General features: G+C 41.2%; 31 protein-coding genes, 1 tRNA gene and 2 pseudogenes. 2 read left to right on the top strand and 32 right to left on the bottom strand.

The genetic code is table 11. The annotated features are described in order from the left end of the window. Window positions 1-33: 33 nt before the first annotated feature. The 15 genes and pseudogenes from ABW51_RS00220 to ABW51_RS00285 all read right to left on the bottom strand — a co-directional run bounded on the left by ABW51_RS00220 (window position 34) and on the right by ABW51_RS00285 (window position 10,725). Window positions 34-1,542: a DUF3383 domain-containing protein gene (locus ABW51_RS00220; RefSeq protein ID WP_053465049.1), complete on the bottom strand. Its 1,509-nt coding sequence runs from the start codon at window positions 1,540-1,542 to the stop codon at window positions 34-36. Window positions 1,543-1,546: 4 nt separating this feature from the next. Then, window positions 1,547-2,050, bottom strand: coding sequence for a phage neck terminator protein (locus tag ABW51_RS00225; protein ID WP_231625679.1), 504 nt, complete (start codon window positions 2,048-2,050; stop codon window positions 1,547-1,549). After that, a complete protein-coding gene (locus tag ABW51_RS00230; protein WP_053465051.1) occupies window positions 1,974-2,345 on the bottom strand; it encodes a hypothetical protein in 372 nt (123 codons plus the stop codon). The genes ABW51_RS00225 and ABW51_RS00230 overlap by 77 nt, the downstream gene beginning before the upstream one ends. After that, window positions 2,342-2,854, bottom strand: coding sequence for a hypothetical protein (locus ABW51_RS00235; RefSeq protein ID WP_053465052.1), 513 nt, complete (start codon window positions 2,852-2,854; stop codon window positions 2,342-2,344). Before ABW51_RS00235 ends, ABW51_RS00230 begins: the two co-directional genes overlap by 4 nt. Beyond that, window positions 2,855-3,217, bottom strand: a complete 363-nt coding sequence (locus tag ABW51_RS00240; RefSeq protein WP_053465053.1) for a DUF4054 domain-containing protein — start codon at window positions 3,215-3,217, stop codon at window positions 2,855-2,857. Between the two features lie 9 nt (window positions 3,218-3,226). After that, window positions 3,227-3,874, bottom strand: a pseudogene (locus ABW51_RS00245) (major capsid family protein); the annotation flags it as partial. Window positions 3,875-3,886: 12 nt separating this feature from the next. Further along, entirely contained in the window at window positions 3,887-4,141 is a 255-nt protein-coding gene (locus ABW51_RS10260) for a hypothetical protein (protein ID WP_231625681.1), read from the bottom strand. Between the two features lie 10 nt (window positions 4,142-4,151). Next, window positions 4,152-4,592 carry a structural cement protein Gp24 gene (locus ABW51_RS00250; protein ID WP_053465054.1) on the bottom strand — a complete coding sequence of 147 codons (441 nt, stop codon included), beginning with the start codon at window positions 4,590-4,592 and terminating at the stop codon, window positions 4,152-4,154. 12 nt (window positions 4,593-4,604) lie between these two features. Next, the gene (locus ABW51_RS00255) at window positions 4,605-5,705 is read right to left on the bottom strand and encodes a DUF2213 domain-containing protein (RefSeq protein ID WP_053465055.1); all 1,101 of its coding nucleotides are present in this window, start codon (window positions 5,703-5,705) and stop codon (window positions 4,605-4,607) included. Window positions 5,706-5,765: 60 nt separating this feature from the next. After that, on the bottom strand, window positions 5,766-6,122 hold the full coding sequence (locus ABW51_RS00260) for a DUF2513 domain-containing protein (RefSeq protein ID WP_053465056.1): 357 nt from the start codon (window positions 6,120-6,122) through the stop codon (window positions 5,766-5,768). Between the two features lie 181 nt (window positions 6,123-6,303). Further along, a complete protein-coding gene (locus ABW51_RS10265) occupies window positions 6,304-7,098 on the bottom strand; it encodes a phage minor head protein (protein WP_331436984.1) in 795 nt (264 codons plus the stop codon). A gap of 3 nt (window positions 7,099-7,101) precedes the next feature. Then, window positions 7,102-7,521 (bottom strand): hypothetical protein, encoded by a 420-nt coding sequence (locus ABW51_RS10270; RefSeq protein ID WP_231625683.1) that lies wholly within the window; start codon window positions 7,519-7,521, stop codon window positions 7,102-7,104. Further along, window positions 7,493-8,824 carry a DUF1073 domain-containing protein gene (locus ABW51_RS00275; RefSeq protein ID WP_053465057.1) on the bottom strand — a complete coding sequence of 444 codons (1,332 nt, stop codon included), beginning with the start codon at window positions 8,822-8,824 and terminating at the stop codon, window positions 7,493-7,495. Before ABW51_RS00275 ends, ABW51_RS10270 begins: the two co-directional genes overlap by 29 nt. A 1-nt stretch (window position 8,825) precedes the next feature. Further along, complete coding sequence (terL, locus tag ABW51_RS00280) at window positions 8,826-10,277, bottom strand: phage terminase large subunit (protein WP_231625684.1); 1,452 nt, start codon at window positions 10,275-10,277, stop codon at window positions 8,826-8,828. Further along, complete coding sequence (locus ABW51_RS00285; protein ID WP_053465058.1) at window positions 10,204-10,725, bottom strand: terminase small subunit; 522 nt, start codon at window positions 10,723-10,725, stop codon at window positions 10,204-10,206. Before ABW51_RS00285 ends, terL begins: the two co-directional genes overlap by 74 nt. 77 nt (window positions 10,726-10,802) lie before the next feature. Between ABW51_RS00285 and ABW51_RS00290 the strand changes: the two genes are divergently transcribed. Together ABW51_RS00290 and ABW51_RS00295 are read left to right on the top strand one after the other, a co-directional pair. Then, entirely contained in the window at window positions 10,803-11,054 is a 252-nt protein-coding gene (locus tag ABW51_RS00290; RefSeq protein WP_005643377.1) for a type II toxin-antitoxin system RelE family toxin, read from the top strand. Further along, window positions 11,038-11,385 (top strand): helix-turn-helix domain-containing protein, encoded by a 348-nt coding sequence (locus ABW51_RS00295; RefSeq protein WP_053465059.1) that lies wholly within the window; start codon window positions 11,038-11,040, stop codon window positions 11,383-11,385. The genes ABW51_RS00290 and ABW51_RS00295 overlap by 17 nt, the downstream gene beginning before the upstream one ends. A gap of 118 nt (window positions 11,386-11,503) precedes the next feature. Here the strand turns inward: ABW51_RS00295 and lysC are convergent, their stop codons facing one another. The 17 genes and pseudogenes from lysC to ABW51_RS00375 form a co-directional block, all read right to left on the bottom strand. Continuing rightward, a complete protein-coding gene (lysC, locus tag ABW51_RS09670; protein ID WP_082318340.1) occupies window positions 11,504-11,782 on the bottom strand; it encodes an Rz1-like lysis system protein LysC in 279 nt (92 codons plus the stop codon). Next, window positions 11,694-12,029 carry a DUF2570 family protein gene (locus ABW51_RS00300; protein WP_053465060.1) on the bottom strand — a complete coding sequence of 112 codons (336 nt, stop codon included), beginning with the start codon at window positions 12,027-12,029 and terminating at the stop codon, window positions 11,694-11,696. Before ABW51_RS00300 ends, lysC begins: the two co-directional genes overlap by 89 nt. Then, window positions 12,002-12,544: a lysozyme gene (locus ABW51_RS00305; RefSeq protein ID WP_053465061.1), complete on the bottom strand. Its 543-nt coding sequence runs from the start codon at window positions 12,542-12,544 to the stop codon at window positions 12,002-12,004. The genes ABW51_RS00300 and ABW51_RS00305 overlap by 28 nt, the downstream gene beginning before the upstream one ends. After that, the gene (locus ABW51_RS00310) at window positions 12,525-12,782 is read right to left on the bottom strand and encodes a hypothetical protein (protein ID WP_231625685.1); all 258 of its coding nucleotides are present in this window, start codon (window positions 12,780-12,782) and stop codon (window positions 12,525-12,527) included. The genes ABW51_RS00305 and ABW51_RS00310 overlap by 20 nt, the downstream gene beginning before the upstream one ends. 58 nt (window positions 12,783-12,840) lie before the next feature. Next, window positions 12,841-12,914 (bottom strand) — tRNA-Trp (locus ABW51_RS00315). A gap of 201 nt (window positions 12,915-13,115) precedes the next feature. Continuing rightward, the gene (locus ABW51_RS00320) at window positions 13,116-13,565 is read right to left on the bottom strand and encodes a type II toxin-antitoxin system HicB family antitoxin (protein ID WP_053465063.1); all 450 of its coding nucleotides are present in this window, start codon (window positions 13,563-13,565) and stop codon (window positions 13,116-13,118) included. A 31-nt stretch (window positions 13,566-13,596) separates the two neighbouring features. After that, on the bottom strand, window positions 13,597-13,779 hold the full coding sequence (locus tag ABW51_RS00325) for a type II toxin-antitoxin system HicA family toxin (RefSeq protein WP_053465064.1): 183 nt from the start codon (window positions 13,777-13,779) through the stop codon (window positions 13,597-13,599). 100 nt (window positions 13,780-13,879) lie between these two features. Continuing rightward, window positions 13,880-14,248 carry an antiterminator Q family protein gene (locus ABW51_RS00330; protein WP_053465065.1) on the bottom strand — a complete coding sequence of 123 codons (369 nt, stop codon included), beginning with the start codon at window positions 14,246-14,248 and terminating at the stop codon, window positions 13,880-13,882. Window position 14,249: 1 nt separating this feature from the next. Beyond that, complete coding sequence (locus ABW51_RS00335; RefSeq protein WP_053465176.1) at window positions 14,250-14,795, bottom strand: recombination protein NinG; 546 nt, start codon at window positions 14,793-14,795, stop codon at window positions 14,250-14,252. A 178-nt stretch (window positions 14,796-14,973) separates the two neighbouring features. Next, window positions 14,974-15,061, bottom strand: a pseudogene (locus ABW51_RS10275) (GTP-binding protein); the annotation flags it as partial. 96 nt (window positions 15,062-15,157) lie between these two features. Next, entirely contained in the window at window positions 15,158-15,370 is a 213-nt protein-coding gene (locus tag ABW51_RS00345) for a hypothetical protein (protein ID WP_156262536.1), read from the bottom strand. 14 nt (window positions 15,371-15,384) lie between these two features. Further along, window positions 15,385-15,816 (bottom strand): recombination protein NinB, encoded by a 432-nt coding sequence (locus tag ABW51_RS00350; RefSeq protein WP_331436985.1) that lies wholly within the window; start codon window positions 15,814-15,816, stop codon window positions 15,385-15,387. Then, window positions 15,803-16,387 carry a DNA N-6-adenine-methyltransferase gene (locus tag ABW51_RS00355; RefSeq protein WP_053465068.1) on the bottom strand — a complete coding sequence of 195 codons (585 nt, stop codon included), beginning with the start codon at window positions 16,385-16,387 and terminating at the stop codon, window positions 15,803-15,805. Before ABW51_RS00355 ends, ABW51_RS00350 begins: the two co-directional genes overlap by 14 nt. Next, complete coding sequence (locus ABW51_RS00360) at window positions 16,384-17,757, bottom strand: replicative DNA helicase (protein ID WP_053465069.1); 1,374 nt, start codon at window positions 17,755-17,757, stop codon at window positions 16,384-16,386. The genes ABW51_RS00355 and ABW51_RS00360 overlap by 4 nt, the downstream gene beginning before the upstream one ends. After that, window positions 17,757-18,116, bottom strand: a complete 360-nt coding sequence (locus ABW51_RS00365; RefSeq protein ID WP_053465070.1) for a hypothetical protein — start codon at window positions 18,114-18,116, stop codon at window positions 17,757-17,759. Before ABW51_RS00365 ends, ABW51_RS00360 begins: the two co-directional genes overlap by 1 nt. Further along, window positions 18,113-18,613: a hypothetical protein gene (locus tag ABW51_RS00370; RefSeq protein ID WP_053465071.1), complete on the bottom strand. Its 501-nt coding sequence runs from the start codon at window positions 18,611-18,613 to the stop codon at window positions 18,113-18,115. The genes ABW51_RS00365 and ABW51_RS00370 overlap by 4 nt, the downstream gene beginning before the upstream one ends. Continuing rightward, a complete protein-coding gene (locus ABW51_RS00375; protein WP_053465072.1) occupies window positions 18,610-19,284 on the bottom strand; it encodes a phage antirepressor KilAC domain-containing protein in 675 nt (224 codons plus the stop codon). Before ABW51_RS00375 ends, ABW51_RS00370 begins: the two co-directional genes overlap by 4 nt. Between the last annotated feature and the right edge of the window lie 31 nt (window positions 19,285-19,315).

The raw sequence follows: 19,315 nt of genomic DNA on the forward strand, positions 1-19,315 counted from the left end.
TAGTATAAATGATAGAAAGCTAAAGTTCACATCTTATCGGTTATAGTTCACAATCACATCGCTATAATGAATTGCGCCTGCTAATTTCACTGCGGTTTGGATTGGTGTCGCACGGCGTTGCTCACGGTCGCTATCAGATAGCGTATCCATCGGTGCAGCCCATACATAGTAACCCTTTTCAAGATAATCGCCTGTCGTCAAGTTACCAAAGCTATCGCCCGTCCATTGACCTGGTGCGAAAGCGCCATTGTTTACACCTTCTAAGCAGACTTTTTCAACCGCTGCAATTAATACCGCTTGGCCTTTGTCTGTTAATGGGATTTTGGTCGGTGATTTATACAAACGAGCAAATACCTCTTTTTGTACCGCATCGGCAAACCAGTCCAAGATAACAATTTCATCCGCAAATTTACCGCCCATCACCGTACCTTCAGCAATCATCGCAACATCATCAAAATAGGTGTACACATTGATGCCTAAGCGTTTAGCTTTGGCGAACTCCGTTGCCGTAATTTCATCTGCCGTAATAGTCGGTTGTTGCTTGAATTTGAGCGTTAAGGTTGAATTATTTGCCGCAAAGTTCGTTGATAATAAGCGAGCCAATGCAGAAGATGCTGGGTACATATCGTTTTTATCGAACATTGCTAATGTGTGATCTAAACCTGCATCATATAATTTCTTATAGATGTTATCAGCAGACCATTCAAGTTGTTCAACACGAATAACATTCGCACCAAACATTTTGGTATTAGCTTGCGCGTATTTTGCAGCAGATTCCACTTCGCCATCAGTAAGCTGTGCAGCAAACGTAAAGCCATACCATGTATTATTCACTTCGGCTACGTTAAATAATGCCTCTGCAACAGTTTCTTTTTTCAAAGAAATTGATGCCTTGCCTACTTTTCGGCTTGCTTGGCCATTTTCTAATTTAAGCAATGAACCAATATACTCACCGTCACCGCCACCATTAAAGGCGTAATGGATTTCGGTCGCTTTATCTTCTCCAGCGTTGTTAGCCGTGATGATAAAACGTTGCCCTACGCTATCGTAAGAAATAGACAAAGATGAGGAAAGTGCGGTCAATTTAGCTTGAATTTTGCTTGCAATCGCATTGAAATCTGGCGCATCAGCAAAAGATAGCCCATTTACTTTCTTGGTTTCAGTGCCAATAGTTAATGTAAATCGACCATTTACAACCGCTTTAAAACGTTCTAAATCGTCTGATAAGGTTGCACCGCTTAATGTGTTTTTGGTTGCATCAATGGTTGCAGATTCTTTTTGCCAGCGTGCAATAATCAACTGTTTCGCACGAGGACGTTGAGCAAAGAACGGACGCGCTGCTTTTGCAGTTTCTGAATTGGTGCCGAATAACTGCTCTACATCACGTTGATTATCGACATAAACATAACGCGTAGTCGCATCAGCAAATGCTTGCCCTGCCTCTGGCGTGAACAATGCCACTATGCCGAATGATTTACGCGCGGCAGATTTTGGTACAGTATTTAACTGCACATTGACAATCTGCGAGATAGATAATGCCATAAGGCTATCCTCCTATTTGTTGAATTAAATGGTTTGTGCGTTGCTCAACTCTTTCTATTGGATCTAAAGGTGTATCAACAATGTGATGATGACTAAATACAACATCAAACTGCCCTCGTTCTTCATAATCTGCCCCAACGGTAGCCGTTAAATTACGGACATCTGAAAAACGAATCACGCCCCATTGATTTGATTTGAGAAAAGAAAGAAACGCTGAACTTTGGAAAATGGCTTTTAGCTTGTAACACTGTGCAAGGGAATTTCGACCGAAACAAGAGATACTCACGGTGCTTTGCATTGACTGGGTGATACGCTCACGCTTGCAGTCAAATTCTCTCGTAGCCTGCCCTATTTCATTACTTGTCATCAAATCCACGGTAATAAAAGCAGGCAAAGGATTTTCAGGGAGCCAGCCACCAATAACGGCACCATTAGGTAACTGTAAAGCCTGTTGAATCCACTTTCGCAGTTTGGCTGTGTCTAACGCCGATATTGTTGTGGTATCCATATTTTCCCCAATTTGCTACGGTTTTTATTTTGTAGGTTTCCCCCTCATAAATAACCAAATCGCCAATTTTTAACGGCTTAATGGTGTAGATTTTTATTGAGGGAATAAAACGCTCACCTTCTGGCAATAACAACACATCATTAGGAGAGGTCGGCATAACAATGGCAGTCACGCTTTCATCGGTATAACTCGCCCCGAACCCATCGGATGAATGCTCACCTTGCAGATGTTTCACGGTGACAATTTGGCGAAATTTGCTATTTAGAAAGCGAGGATATTGGTTGATTAAACTCATTTAACGATACCTTTTACAGAATCACGCAAGTGTCCACTCCATATAAGCGGCTTTTTCTTAATGCTACTTGGATCTAATGTTGCTCTAAGTTTTTTCCTGCGTTTAGGATCTTTAATATCCTTAAGTCTCCATGCTATTTTGGTTGAGTCATCGTTTTCTACCCAACCGCCTTTAACAATATTTAACTGAACATCGCCTTGCGCTATGGATGCAATTTCCTCATAGATTTTGGCTATATCTATTCCTTGCTTGAAACGCTCAGCAAAAAGTGCGGTGTATTTCCCTTGGTTTTTAGACAAGGTTTGGCGCAAGAAAGGGCGTGATGGGATGCGCTCATTACCAAATTCCAACACGGCCGCCAAAGAGGCGAGATTAAAATTCTCAGCCCCCTCGACTGGCTTATCAAACTCAGCAGGAAATCCAACGTAAACCGCTTTGTCTTTATCAGCCTTCAATCGCTCAATTAACGCTTTTGCTTGCGCTAAATTCCCCGTAATTTGCACCGCCATTTACGCTACCATTACCCCAATGCCAACCAATTTACGTAATCGCAAATACTCTTGGCCATACGCCGTTAATTGATAATCTGCATCAGTGCCTGTCAGTGTTGGCATGGCATAGCTAACAGATAACTCGCCAGCACTTTCACTGGCGAGATTCCGATTCGCTCCACCGCCACCTTCAGTAGTCCAAAGCGACAAACGCAATAGATGAGCAGTCAATGCCAACACGCCACGCTGGTAGAGTTTTCCCCAACGAGATTGACTTACTTCCATTTCTGCATCCGATAAAAAAAGGTCGATTTTTTCATAATCAACCTCTTTAAACTCAGGATAACGCTCAAGGAATACATCCGTATCAAATGTTGGCATAATGACTCCCTAGTAATCTACGTAAAGTGCGGAATTTGGCTCCATAAAGGTTACGCCACCAAATGCCATGCGTAAGCCAGATTCATAAGCTAATAAGCCTTTTTGTTGAGCAGCTAACACAGTTGGCGACATTGGGACATCAAAGATAACATGCTCTTTGCTGTTTACATAAACCATTGCACGAGTTTTGCCACTTGTTACACGAGTACCAAAGTTTGATGGAAAGGCTTTAATTGCCACTTCACGACCTGCAGCCGCAGACAAGCTCTTAGTTAAGAACTCTAATGCGGTTGTATCAGTATTATTACGTTGCGTTAACGCTAAGTGCGCTAAATCAAGTGAATCAATCGCAAAGGTGTTTGGTGCTTCAATGCGTTTGGTTTTTTCCATGCCAGCAAGGAACATTTCTTTGAAGAATGCTACTGATTTGTCAAAATCCATCGCTTGGACTTTCGTATTTGCTGCCGTGCCTTTGATGTTGTAAACCTCAACAGACTTGTTGTTTAACAAACCAGTTAAACGAGTATCTTTGGCATGACCCAAGAACGCCACTTTTTGCAAGGTTTGTTGTGCGTTTTTATTTAACGCCATAATTTTGGCGGTATCTAACGCTAACCCTAACAATTTACCCTGTTCAAGCTCTGGTGTTGTCCAGGTTACGGATTTAGCTCATGGCACAATGTAAGAGCGAGTAGGCGTAAAGCCGACTTCTACTTGGTCTAATGTGCTTGTACCAGTGGTAATTAAACCATCATCAAGAGAACCATGCTCATCTGCACCATAGTGTAGCTTTTCAGTAACGCCTACTGCTGCTTGTTGGTCAACATAGACAAATTGCGGGAACACAATTTCAGGATATTTGGTTTCTGAAATTTCTTTGCTGACAGCCGTTAAGCCGTTTTGTACATAAGTTAATAATGACATTCATCACCCCTTATAATTTTGTAATCATCGCTAATTGACCTTTAACGTCAATCACGGTGTAGCCTGTTTCAATCGCATTTGCATCGGTTTCGCCTTGGATTGCGCCAGTTTTACCTTCGCCACCCGTCGTTAATACAAACACTTTACTACCACGAGATACGGTTTTCTCTGGTGCAATATTGACCCAAATCGCATCGCCTGTACCAATGTGCATCACATCGACTAATTCGCCTTCAGGCCATTCATCACGAATGCGACTTGCTAATACCACGCCAGCCAATACATCTGTTTTAGCAGATAAAGCTTTCACACCACCTGCAGGATTTAATGCCACAAATTCACCTGCTTTTACTTTGCCTGTGACTTTTTCTGCCGTCGTTTTTGCACTTGCAAGATTGCCCTTGCCTAATTCACCTGCACGTGCAGGTGCTTGTTCGTAAGCGTAACTCATCTAATTACTCTCCTAACTGTTGTAAGTTTTGTTGAAATCTATTTTTGGTGCAGCTTTAGGCGCCGCATCACCAAGCAAAATACTGCTAAGTGATTTGCGTTCATCGGCTAATTTTGCCACGACCGCTTTTGCCGTTTGGTATGCGCCCGAAATTTCCTCATCGGATAATTTGGCTACTTCGTCTTTTGTAAAAATGCCCTGTGCAACTACCGCACTTTCTTGGATTTCACGCACAGTCGCGTTATCCGCAAAATTAACTTCTTTAAATGCAGTTTTTGCATCAGCTAACACAGCGGCTTGTTTTACTTCTGCGTCACGTTTTGCTTGCGCATCTTTTAGCTGCTGAATTTCTTCATCTTTAGCTTTAAGGCGTTTTTCAAGTTCTTCTTTTTCCACATCATCTTCCTTTTTATTTTCAGGTTCAGATTGTTTTTCTTTGGGTTCGGTTGGTTTTTCGGCTTTTGGCTCTTTACCCTCTTCACCACCAGACTTTTCTTCTTCCTCAATTTGTTTTTTCTGTTCATCCGACAACTTGATGCCGAACGCACCTAAAAACGCATCGAGAATTTTTGCGGTTTTCCCCATAATGGTTTTATCCTCATCGGCAAGTTTTACACTTCCACCGCAGCGACCCTTTGCCACAATCGCTACGTGGTTGCCGATCATCGGCGACATCTCAAAATCTGCATCTTCAACGCTTGACTGAATGATATTGCAGTCATATCCGCAAGATAATTGCTCAACACCATTCTCCTGCACGGCTTTAATCGCAGATTCATCATAAATCCAAGCCTCTGCCGTGAGCTCATCGCCCACTCGCTTAACATTGCGTACGACACCGACCGAGAGCTGTTTCCAGTTTTTCGCATTTACCCCATCTTTTGGGTGCCCTACGGTTAATGTGGCATTTTCAAAACTCTTAATCGTTTCATCGCTAAACAACGATTTCTCAGTACGAGCGACCTTTTTAATGCCGTCTTCTTTTAAGCCTAGTTCTGTAGCGAGGTAATCAAATACCCCAACTTTCGAAATGGTTGCAGGCACAACTAAAAAACCATCCTTAGTGATGGTTCTTTGTGTGGCTGCTTGAGTAGTTTTGTCTGTAAATTTCATTTATTTACCCCAATAAAAAACCCGACCATTTCTGATCGGGTTGTTTGTTTTTTTGCAATATCACGCCAACATTTGGCTAATTATTGTTTGCGCTACCTGTTTTATCGTATCAAGCGATAAATCAAGGCTTTTGCTTTTTATTGTAGTTTTTAAGCTATTCCAGACAGTATCATTACGAATTTTGTCTAAGAATTCATGACCTTGCCAAGTCAGTGACCGAGCAACAAGGCTCAATTCATTTAGAGAGGAGTAATCTATCGCTTCAATCAGCCCTGCACTTTGCAATAACTTAAAATGATAAGACACTGTTTCTGAATCAAATCCAGTAAATCCATCAGGGGATAAGCTCCCTCTAGCCTCTGCCTGACTTTCCAATTTAAGCAATATAGAGCGAATTAAATCCCAATTACGTTTCATTCTTTACTACCTCTCGGCCAAAGCATATCTATAATCTCATAATAAGATGATGTTTAGACTGTTTAACATTTAAACTAATAATGATAAAATGAACTAAACCGTAGATTGAGTTTGGGAACGTTTTGGACGTATGCGGATGCGAGTTAATAAACTAGGAATTACGCACCAAACTATTCTGCGGTTATTTTTTTGATTTCCGCCTAATCCACATCGTTTTCATTGTCAGTTTTTTGTGTTTTTTACGCACTTCTTGAACGGTAAATATTTCATCTTCAATCTCTTTTTTGATCAAAAACGTTTTATTCCCCATATCACTTAATCCCGCATATTCAATACTGTCAAAACTTGAAATAATAAGCGGCAATAAAAGAATATCTTTTTTTGTTACAGCTCGTTGTCCTCGTTTACTTTCTGTCGTTTCATTGCCGTGTTGCTTAAATGTATGACGAATACCTGATTCGTCCACACTATGTTGCCAGTCTGAAATATCAAGCCCAATACTCTCTTTTGCCTTAGCTACCAACTCCGAACTAACACTGCCTATATCGGAATATAATTTATTACCACCTCTACCACTTGACGAATCAATCAAGTCAGATAGTTCCATTTTTCCAGATTTCTGAATAAGAGATTCTTTTTCATCTTCGCTAGATTCAGGTTTAACAATATCATCAAGCACCGGAATCTGAACACATCGACAATTAACATCATGACCAGGGTGACCAGTATCAGCAGGAGGATTGGTATATTCGAATATCTGCCCATCTTTTTCCGCATGGCTTTCACGCACGCACTCATCACCCGATGTTGACCACATGTATTTTTTTATGCCAACCTCTTCATGGCGTGCTCGAGTTAATGCTGCATTTAATTTTGAGGATTGGTCTCGCGCAATAAGCATTGCACGACTTTCTACATCTTTCCCCAGTTTTTTGAGTTGTTCGCCTAAGTCTTTATTCAATGTCCCCTGAACCATCGCTTACATGACGGCATTTTGCACTTTATCAAGATATTGCGTGCGAATGGATTTGATTAATTGGATGTTACTTACCGTTAATTCATTTACCCTTTCTACAATATTCGGACTATTGCGTAAATAGGCAGATAAATCGATGCCAGTTTGATTTTTTAGGTTGGTTGATACTTCGGCATGGTTTTGCGCATCACCACGACTAACAAAGCCATTGGCGATATTCTCGGCCTGTGAAGTGCGGTCGGATTTTTCGTACTTTTCTAATACTTTCATCAGCGCTTTTGCACTAATAGCCTGAAATCCTTTTGCATCATCCATAAAAAAAGAGCCTTGCGGTTGTTGCATGGCTCTTTCTACATCATCAGTCATCGTTTTGACGAACTGTTTAAGCTGTTGTCTATACCAAAGCTCTGTTCTCTTGCTCATTTTCACTGGCTTGAACTTGCGTGTTTTCGCCTTCTGGTTCTTCAAAATTTCTGGCAAGTTCATCAGCATTTTTCATGTCCTCAATGTCATCAGCAAAGATATTGGCAAATAAACCACTTTCTCGGAGTTCGTTTGCCACTTGATATTCATTTACTACACCATTTTGAATTAACGTATTTGTCGCTGTAGCAAAGGTGTTAAGCATATTGACTTGTTGCTCCTGTTTCACCACCGTCAGTGGTAAAAACTCAAACCACCAATCTTCAGGTTGTCCGCCAAATAATTCATTGCATAGCAATGTATCAAGCACCTCAAGCACAGGACGTAATCTTGTTTCTTGCAATCGATGGATGGACTCATGATAGTTTTGAATATCCTCATCACCACTCGCCAATCCTGAAACAGATTGCCCAAACAAAATGGTGACTGGCATATCTGCCGCGCCTGCCACCGCATTGCGAAACTCTGTCAGTAAATCTTTTAACCCACCAAAGGATAGCTCTTTTCGGTCGTACTCATTTTCTGCATCAAGCAAGAGGCTATTAGTCGCCGATTTAATCGACTGCACCGCTGAAATAACGTGAGCTACATCATTTTCTAAGCCTGCAGATATCTTGTCAGACAACCCTGCAATTTTGAAAATATCGATTTTACTTTCAAAAATAAGGTCGCCCACATTCGCAGAGGCGCTATCAAAGCGTTTAAGCACATCAATAATCTTTTCAAGGTCTGATACACCCCAAATATCGTTATCAGATAAAGGCGCATCATTGGCATTGATAATTAATAAGCGAGAATGATGCACTAAAACAGATTGTGTGCCGCCAGTAATGGTATATTCACTATATCGACCAAAGTTTGGTGAAAATACATCATCATCTCGTTGTCCTGTCGGGGAGATTTTCCATTTAGGCAAGATAATTAATTGTTTTAATCGCTCTGTAGGCTGTAACGGCGAGGTGATATTAATAGTATCGGTTACCACCAATAAACCCACTGAGCCATACAGGCTAGACCATTGCAACGCTTTAGTTAATGTCTCACGTAGTTTTAATCTGAGCTCGAGCTTAGTGAACTCGTCTAGCTGTTCAGATTTTAAGTCATTGGAAAAAATATCGCGCCAATTACGCACCATATCTTCCGAGCGTTTAATACAGACCTTGTTTGCAATCCAGTTATCACGCCATAATGCTTCAATCTGCATTAAGTCATCCGTTAAACTCAGCCCACGAGCATAATATGTCTGATCTTGTTTGCCACCTAACTTTAGCGCAAGTGATTTGATGCCATCTAAAATATTCATCTTATAAATCCAGTAGTGATTTAGGTTTCCCTAAAATATCCGTTATTGCCATTACAAGTGCATCGACTTGGTCATCGTGCGCGTGACTATCTGTTGCGGTAAATGCCTCGCACTCACTAATAAAATCCGCTACCCAAGGAGCATTTTCGGGTATCATCACATAACCACTTTCAATGTACCCTTGAATACCTAAAACACGAGTGTACTTATCTGCATCAACTTGAATGGGCGAGATTGGAATTTGATTATTCCTGCGGATAGCTTGAATTAATCCCGTGCCACTGGCTTTATCTTCCACATTTGCTCGAGTTAATATTCCAGTGTCCTTTTTCGCTTTATGTTTAGCCCAAACATCTTTTAATGTCTGCTCAAGTTCTGGCGCCTCCCATTTACCTCTCACAAGGTCAAGGATATAAACCTTTCCATCGCTCCCTCTGCCAGCGACAATAAAGACTGAATAGTCATTGTGCTGTTTAATTTTTTGTGCCGTATCAGCGTAGATTGCCTTGACTTTAATTAGTGTAGGGATTTTGTATCGACCAAACCAAGAGCCTTTAATAATGCCACCGCCTTTATTAGATGGTCTTTGTTGATATAAAGCATTCCACGCTTGAGAGCCAACAGCCTTTCTAATTTTACTCAATCGCTCTAAATCAAAGCGTTCTGGGTGTAATGGTTCACCCTCTTTGCGGAACTCTTCATCCTCTTCTGCAATCGCAGGAAATTTCACTATGCGCCATTGGTCTCCACCATTCTTCATCTCTTCAATTAATCGACCAGCTAAATCATCCTCGTGCCATCTTGTCATACCTAATAGCACACCAGATTTTGGTGATAAACGCGTATAAAGCGTGGTTGTGTACCAATCCCAAACACCATCTCGAACTGTTTGAGAATTAGCCTCTTTAGCATCTTTTATAGGGTCGTCAATAATGGCTATATCCGCCCCCATTCCTGTAATACCACCACCAACACCAGCGGAGCGATAAGCGCCTTTGTGACCCGCAATTTCAAAAATCTCACTATTACGCAAAGGCCGACCCGAGACGGTCGCAATGCGTTTATCATTTAAGGATGAATTAAGGAAAATGCCGTGATAACTTTCATCATCCATAATGCGCTGTACATCGCGATTCATTCGACTAGCTAAATCAGCAGAATAAGAACAGGCAATCATCTGCAAATCTGGATTTTTACCAAAGGCCCAAGCGGGGAAACGACGGCTAAATAATTCACTTTTACCACTACGAGGTGGGGCGAATATCATTAATCGAGGTTGCTTGCCATCTATTACATCTTGATAAAATTGCTGTAACTCTTGTGCAATGAGAATATTAAACCATCCTGTTACGAAGTCAGGTTTGGTTTGCAAGGTGAAATCAATCAAGCTCTTTTGAGCTATCATCGCATCCAGTTGCTTTAGATTTAAGCTCTCTAAGAAGTTTGAGTTCATCGACACTTAACCTTGATAAATCCATAGATATTTTTTGCTCAATCGGCGCCCCATTAACACCAGTGATTTCTTGCGTTACTTTATCGCCATATTTTTTAGGGGCGACTTTGGTGATGTACCATTTACGAGCATCAACTCTCAACTTAGCTACGCTAACATTTTCGGGAGTGGCAAGATCTGAAATCTCCAACATCTCCTCAAGCAAAAAATCGGCTTGGTCCTCGCGCGCACGCGCGTACTGCTGACAAAACTCATCGCTTTCATTTAACCAACGAAAGATAGTTCGTTGATTTGGCATTCCTGGTCGCTCACAAATCTTACGCAAACTTTCACCTTGAGCGATAAGCTGACAAATATCATCAGCCACTTCCTTTACATAAGATGATGGGCGACCAGTTTTTTTCTTCCCCACGCCATCAGACGTGGATTTTCCTTTCACGTCTGACATAGAAAATCCTTAAAATAACTTGAATAAAACTTATAAAACCTATAAAATACTTATTAATTAAACGCAATACTTTAGCTATGAAAGAAATCATCTATCAGCCAAAAGCATTAAAACAATTGAGAAAGATTCCAACAAAAGCACATATAATTGAAAAATGTGAGTCGCTTAAAACCTTTCCCGATTGTTCTAATATCAAAGCACTGACCAATCACACTTACGAATATCGTTACCGTGTTGGTGATTATCGTGTTTTCTTTAATATCGTTGGCAATACGATGAATATCGTATCTATTGAAGAGGTTAAAAAAAGAGATGAACGCACTTACTAATATTCAATACATTAATAATGAGCAAGGCGTCCCCGCTTTTGCTGTTATGCCAATTGCCACGCTTAACTGGCTAAAACAAAAAGCGAATTTTTCAGCCCCTATTGAAACAGGTATCCCTGAATCTGTCGCCAAATTAGCGTTATTAAACGATTATTCTGCATTGCGTGCTTGGCGCGAGCACTTAGGCTTAACACAAGTGGAAGTTGCAGGACGCTTAGGCATCTCTCAAGCAGCTTATTCACAACACGAAAATTCACAGACCTTGCGGAAAACAACTCGCATAAAAATGGCAAATGCTCTTGGCATCAATCCAAGTCAATTAGATTTCTAAACAAAAGCCCTTATTGGGCTTTTTTTCGGTCGAGCTTAAACTCGCGAGAACGCCAAGAAATCGGGTATGTACACTCTCCGACTCTTTCCTCCGATAGTGTCTAGCACTAGCCCCGTCTTTAATTTTTCTTATTTTTTTCTACAAATTTACGAATATTATCTACTTGGCTTGCGCACTTATCTCGCTCTGCTGTTACCTTTACTAACTGTATGACTACATCACCGTATGTCTCACCAGTAAATGCTGTTTTAACACAAGGTGTGGTGTAGGCTTGAGGCGGGTAAATATATTCTGCCTTGGTCGTGACTTTATTTGTACAGGCGGTCAAGAGCAGACTGAGGCAAACGAGTGTGAGCACAAGGTTGTGTCTTAATGATTGTTTTAACTGATTCAGCATTTTCTGTTGCTATCCTTTCTATTTCATCATTACGTTGCTGTTGTGCTATTACCGCATCACGCTCTTGTTGTAGCGCAATAGTCAATGCCTTATTGGCATCTTCTTGCTGCTGAATGGTTTGGGCTTGCGCTTGGTTCTCGGCCTTTAAGCTACTTATCTTCTGAGATTGGTACCAAGTCCAACCACACAAGCCCAAAATCAAGCAAAGTGCGGTTAGCTTTAAGGCTGTTTCAAATCGGCTAAACATAATGCTTTCTCTTTTTCTCTTCGCTTAACCAAACCTGGTATTTTCTTTTTGCCAACATAAACCCAATTTGGGAGCTGATTACACCCATCTATATATCTTCCGCGTCGCATAAACCCAAACATCGTTGAGTTTTTAACCTTGCCGCATCCATTATTAAACGTAACAGATACCATGGCATCAAACACAGATTGAGGTAATTCTCTTCCATTGGCATATCTATCAACGCACGATTCAGCAAGTTTAATATCGTTTTTCCATCGGTAAGCGATTTCTTCATTTGTGTATTTCTTGTTAGGCCCTATCTTTTGCCCAGAGTATTCCGTTGAGCCAATACCAACAGTCAATACATCAGCGGGGCATTTATATGGAGTCGCCATACACCCCTCTGCGTTACCGATTATTTCCGCTCCAGCGGGGCTTAATCTTAGCTCACTGCCAAATTGAGAGTACATAATCCCAATAACCGCAACAACGGAGCAGGCACCAATCGCCGTTCTAGTCTTCCTTAGTACCATTATCAAGCCCCTGCTCTAATCGTTTCATTCTTGCCTTGTGCATCTCTTCCGCTCTACGTTCCTCGTTCTCCCTAACCTTGCCTTCTTGGCACTTGGCGTACATATTAACGAGACCACTAATTAAACCGATAATCAAACCAAAGATGGCTAGCCATTCTTGAAATGAATACATTGCCCAGAATGCGCCAAAGCCAGACCAAAAAATACTTTGATTCCCTGCGTCTTTTAACATTTTCATACTCCACCCCATTTACAGGGCAATAAAAAAGCCCACGCATTAACGTGAGCTTGTGATATGGCAAAGGCGCAAGGAATCGAACCTCAATTAGCGGTTTTGGAGACCGCTGTCTTACCATTAGACTACGCCCTTATAGTTTGATAACAAAAAAGCCCCGACCGTTTCCGATCAGGGCTGTAAAATTCTTTTGTGCGTTTGCTATGTGCTAAAACCACGATATAGTACATGTAATACACTTTCACTTGCAAGTAATCAAGTAGTTTTATCATTTTTTTTCGATGTATAATAAAATCACTCCCCTTGAAATAGGAGCTTATCAAGGGGAGTCAGAAATTACATTTCTTTATCTGAATGCGCATGCAACTCGCGGTGCGCCGCATTTGCTAAGAAATGGCTACGATCTTTATAGTAGTTACCCATTGCTGCAACACGGCGATCAATGCGCGTTAATAAATATTCAGGTAAAGACACATTAATACGCTGTTTTTTACCTAAGTATTCTGAAATATCAACGTCAACTAAAAGCCAAGTATCAAAATCAGCATATTCAGGATCGGCTTTATAGTGCGTTACGCCTTTATCTTTTAGCGTGGTAAGATCAAAACCATCTTCAACCATCGCTTCAAGCATTATTGTAATGGCTTCTGACACCATTGGTAATAAATCATCAACATCGTCAGCACCGCTAAAACAACCATAATCTAATTGACAAAGTGCAGGAACGATCATTCCGTATGCTTGGTTTTCATTTTCTGGGGTTTCAACACCTACGGTAAAAATCATTTAATACTCCTCCGATTAAGCTCGGCAGAGCTTAAAGCCCTGCCGATTTTTTAATGGATTTTAAAGTTCCGATTGCTAAATCTTGTTTGGGGTGCGGAACTGGAAATCGCTTTCCAGTTTTCGGCGAGAACCAAATTTGATGATCACCTTTTCCATGCCTAACAAAATAACAACTATTTGCTTTAAGCTCCTTGATTAAGTCACCTGAGTGCATGCATCCTCCTTTGTCTTAATCAAGATGAATTATAATACACAAATACACACAAATCAAGATAAAGTGTAATAAAAATGCGGTCAAAATCGACCGCACTTCCCTACCCCAAAAACATAAACTTAATCTTCGCCCCAGTAAATGCACCTTTTAGGAATCTTACCCCCTTAGCACGCTCACGATACATATGCGCAGGGGAAATATGGAGTGCGGTACAAATATCTCGTTCATTCGCTTGTTGAACGTATAGCGCCATTAAGATTTGGTATTGCAGCAAACTATCCTCGTGAAGATTCATTATCTGCTCCTCAATTTTTAAGCACTCGTCATCTGTTAAGAATCGAATGTGAGCCTTGCGCACGGTAGGTAAAACAGGAATAGAAATTGTCGTGCTTGGGTATTCTGTGCCAATTCTGTCTCTACCCCAGCAATTACCCCACTTTTCCAACACTCTCTCAACGCTATACGACATTCTACTCTCCTTCCAGCTCTTTAATTTTTGCCTTGTAATACTTAATAATCGCCTTGCAATCTTCAATGGTGTATTTCTTTGGCTCGTGGTCTTGGCGTTCTAACCACGCTACCTTATCCGCACCGATTTTATTGACGAGATTTATTCGATATTCGATGATATTTCCGCTTTTATGGTCATTACAGGGTGCGCATTGCTTATGCACGTTAAGCTCACAAAATCGCAATTCAGGGCATGCTCCCACACTCCGATAATGCCCTGCGTGGTATTGCCCTTGATGATACCGACCGCAACTGATACATGGTTCGTTTTTATCTCTCAGACGGATAAATTTATTAAATACTGACTGGGCCTCTTTTAGCCATTCTGAACGACTTTTTAATTTAGCTTTACGTTCCCTTTGCTTTTTCTTTTCTGCTCGTTCTTGTGCTTTTTGCGCGTTTTGACGAGTTAAATCAAGTGCGCATTTAGGTGAGCAGACTTTTTGGAGAGAGCTTTTGGGGATAAACTCAATGCCGCACACCTTGCATTTTTTATGCTTGAGGATTTTAGTTTTTGGAGTAGTCACCATTTCACTCCGTTAATCAAACTCTTATTCTTACTACCTGACTGTCTCCACTTGCGCCAGTCGTCACGTTCTTTTGTCAATCCATGCGTTAGTTTTTCGTTTACATCATCAACCGATTTACACGCTAAGTTAGCCACTATTGCTGTTGCTACTAATACCGTGAGTTTTGTTTTGTCGTGATCAACATGACCTATAGGGCCAACATTCACAATCGGCTTTGTGCGTTCAAATTTCTCTTTACTCATCAAACCACCATCCATCACCAATAAACCAATCCAAAATCACAACCACCACGGCAATAAAAATCATCGCAATGAGCAGGAGTAAAATTACCTCTAACATTATTTACCCTCGATCGTTTCAATTTTTGAGCATTGATAAACGTTTTTGCCAACGTAAAACTTTCCCAATCTCTCGCACTCTGTTGCGACCGTGCTATGAGCAAAATACCAACCAGAAAGCCAACAAGCTCCACACAAGACAAGGATGGCAGCAAGGGGCTGACCGAAAAGAAAAAACAACATAGCCGAAAATGCAATCAAAAATAAAATCATAGTTCCTACCTCAATCATCGTCCGTAAAATCCCCATCTATCGTTAAATCTCACACCATTTTGCACACCCCATGCGGTCGTATATTCAATCAAGCTGGCCATGCGTCTAACACCCATTTTTGATGTTTGCTCCCGTACATTAACCAACTCTCCTTCAATTCCGGTAACCAACTTATAGGGTAGCTTTGTTGCGATGGTATGCCCGCTCACCAATAAATTTTTCCATCCGTATAAATCGTATTTGTCGCCTTGCCATAACGCCTGATTTGATATATCACCAAGCATTGCATGAAATTTATCGTTCTGCTCCATTGAGCGGGTTTTTACTTTTATCTCCACAACAAGAGGATCTGATTCGTTTATTGGCAATTGGCGGATAGTGTCGATCACTCGATTTCTTACTGCCTCATTGACTAAATACATCCGAGGGTAATTATGCTCCATCATAACCACCTACTTTCTTGATAAAATCAAGGCTAATTGAACGTGTGACAAAATCTTCCATTGTTGGATCAAAGACTACGACCATTTGTCCTTTGCTATTCCCCCTGATTTCTTTTCCTGTTACAGGGTTGATAAATGCAATTCGTCCACCTGTGATATCAATCACTTCATTCGCCACGCCTTGAATGTGGTTTTGATACCATTGAGTAGATTTATCATTGTTGAGTAACATCACGACTAAATAACCAGCATCACATAATTCTTTCGCACGTTGTAAATATGGTGTAACGTTGGAATAAGGCGGGTTCACATAGATTCTTAACGGAGCCGAACAACGTTCTGCGGTTTCATCCAACAATACATCTAACATTTGCTCAATCGGCATTAGAAAGTCATCTGCGATTGATTGATGCTCATCATTGTCTGAGTTAGGTTCGCCGATATAGCGCCATGTCAAGGCGTTGTTTGCTGTTGCGCAACCATCAAGATCAAACCATCCGAAACGTTGAGATAGCCATTCAAAGACATAGCGGGGTGTTTGCCATGTATCTTTATCAAATTGTTGTTCTGTCATTGCAATGCCCCTTTACCATAACTTTTAGCCGCATAGGTTTTGGCTTGTTGCTGTGGTTTCTCGTTGATGAATTGGTATGCTTGCGCCTGATCGCAATCGAGGAAGTGACCTCTATCAAATTTCATATAGGCTGTGCCTAATCCACCAAATCTATTCTTAGTCACAATGGCCTCAGAGTAAGGATTATCACAATCTGCCTTGTATGCGCCCTCACGGTAAAGCATGATGATTTGACTTGCATCTTGTTCGATTGAGCCTGAGTCACGTAAATCTGAATTAGCAGGGCGTTTTACTGCACGGCTATCTACATCACGGTTAAGCTGACAAAGTAAAATGATTGGAATGTTGAAGTTTTTGGTAAAGGCTTTTAGCTTGCTCATGGAATTTGCGATAGCTTGGGTTAGATTTACACCACGCTCTTGCTTGTGATTCATCAAGCCTAAATAATCAATTACAACCACAGATGGCGCGCCTTTCTCGCTAATATGGTTTTCGGTAATTGCGCAAATTTCATCGGCAGATAAACCACCACGATCTACAAAGTAAACATCTTGCGACCGCACTTCTTGCAATGCGCTTGTTAAGCGATGATAGTCGCCTTCATCAAGCTCGGCAGGATTGCGCAATTTTTTTACGCTTACGCCACCAGTAGCACTTAATAATCTATCGACCAGCTGGAAGTTACCCATCTCAAGGCTGAAAAATAAAACTGAGCCATGATTTTTGGCAATATTGCGAGTCACTGTCAGACTAAATTCTGTTTTACCTGTTCCTGGACGACCAGCCACAATGACAATATCCGTTGAATTTATGCCGCCAAGAATGTTATCGACCGCCTCAATGCCAGTGTAAAGCAAGCGTTCTTTGAAATCGCTTTTTGAACGTTTTTCTAAAACATCCACGTAAGAATCGACCAGCTCACCCATGGCGATTGGCTTGATTTCTGTTTTGCTGACAAGGAGTTTTTGGATTTGGTTAAGTGCATTTTGAGTGATTTGGTCTACTTGCTCCTCTTTCGCGTTGGCTAACTCCCCTGCCATTTTCAACAATGCCTGTTGAGCAGTACGATTCATCCAAGCAGAATGGACTTTCTTTGCATACCCTAAAATATTTCCGCTGTAAGCATATCCGCTTGCTAATTCTGCTAGATTGGCAAAGTTTTCACCGTAGTCTTGCGCAAGTAACAAAATATCAATCAAATCATCTTTGCGAGCCTGTTTGCGAATGTTTCCGTAAAGTGCGCCAAGTTGGAATGTGGCAAACATTTCAGGTTCAAGCCAACTCATCACTTCTCGAGCTTGTGGGGATAATCCGCCGTTTAAAAACGCACCGACCAAAGAATATTCCAAATCGTAGATTCCGTTACGCATTACAAATTCCCCTCCAAAACTTTATCCAACGTGTTTTCTCGTAGTAAAAAATCAAAATCAGCTTTCCAGCCCCGGTTATTCTCACCGAAATAAAACTCACGAGCAGAGCGCATAAAATCCGTAAAATATTCGCCCAATGCCGACGCACTACCATCGCCAAATCGTTTTTTAAACACATCAGAAAGTTTCTTCACGGCTCGTTTGCGCTTGTCACTCAAATTTGACGGATCGGCAATTCTTGGCAAAGCAACGCCTGTTAAGTCCAATGCACCGTTGTAGGCTTGAGCTATCCCGATATAATCCGTTCGATCAATTTTTTGTTTTTCATCAGAGGGCGTATCGCCCTGCCCCTCCGTCACATCGGCGCCAGCCGATTCCCCTTTAGGGGGTTATTATTAGGAGTCTCTTGTGTATTCTCTTGGTTATTGGTCTGCTCATTTTGAACAGAAGGATCTGCCCAATTTGAACAGTTCGACTGCTCATTTTGAACAGATGGACTGTCATTTTTAGCAGTCGCAATAGCAAGATTATCTAAGGCTTCATAATTGATTGTGTACCACTTCGTTTTATCCACTTTCATTTGATTAAATTCAGTGCTTGAAATCAGCAAATTAAGCTCTTCTAAATGATTAATCGTGCGTCGAATCGTGGAAACAGAGAAAAAACGAAAATGTTTTTCTTGCCATTCTTCATAGGTATTAAATACCCAATGTTTACCTTTAAATTCTTTTTTGCTACGCAATAGCAACCAGTGAATTTGTTGTAAAATCAAGGCTTCATTTAAACCAATGGCTTCAGCCAAAGAAGGGAGAACTTGTAGCGGCTGATCGTCAATTAATAATTTACCAATACTCATAGCATCAACTCCGAAGCATAACGTGACGCGATAAATTCAATGCCTTTGCTTGTTACACGTGTCTGAGTGTAATTGTGACCGTGTTCAGCAGTACCTGTTTTAACCGTAAAAAGATCTTTGGTGTGTGCCGATTGATATGGCAAAAGCACGCCAGATTGACGATACAAATATTTATCTTCCACCAAGCGATTGACCAATGCACGCTCGGGCATTTTTAAAATCTTCGCCGTCTCACGAAATGATTTACTCGTCCCTACTTCCACATAGTGATCAACAAAAGCGACTTTAGGCGCATTACGCTCTTTTTCTGCTTGTAACTGAGCGGCTAACATCAACGCCTCAGAAAAAGATTGCGGAATAAGTGCGGTTGGTTTTTGTTGGTTTTCCAACTCTTGCCAGCGATCAACGATTGCCGCAGTAAATTCAGGACAATTCTGAGCAACAACAATTAAACTATCTCGTTTGCTTAGATGGTACTCATAATAAGTCTGACCGTTCTGTGGATGGGTGTAAGCCATTGGCTGATACCCCCCAATTACCTCTTTTGCGATAAGTCTTTCGATTGAACGACACAGATCGCTATGGTTTTTATTGATTAACTCCGCAATTTCCCGACTGCTCATCGTCAAAGTGCTTGTGTTTTCTTTCGAAATCGTTAATAATTCATTCATAGAAATAATTCCTATACTGAAATTGCCACGG

Origin of the sequence: Haemophilus sp. C1, from assembly GCF_001276515.1 — a bacterium.
Taxonomy (GTDB): Bacteria; Pseudomonadota; Gammaproteobacteria; order Enterobacterales; family Pasteurellaceae; genus Haemophilus.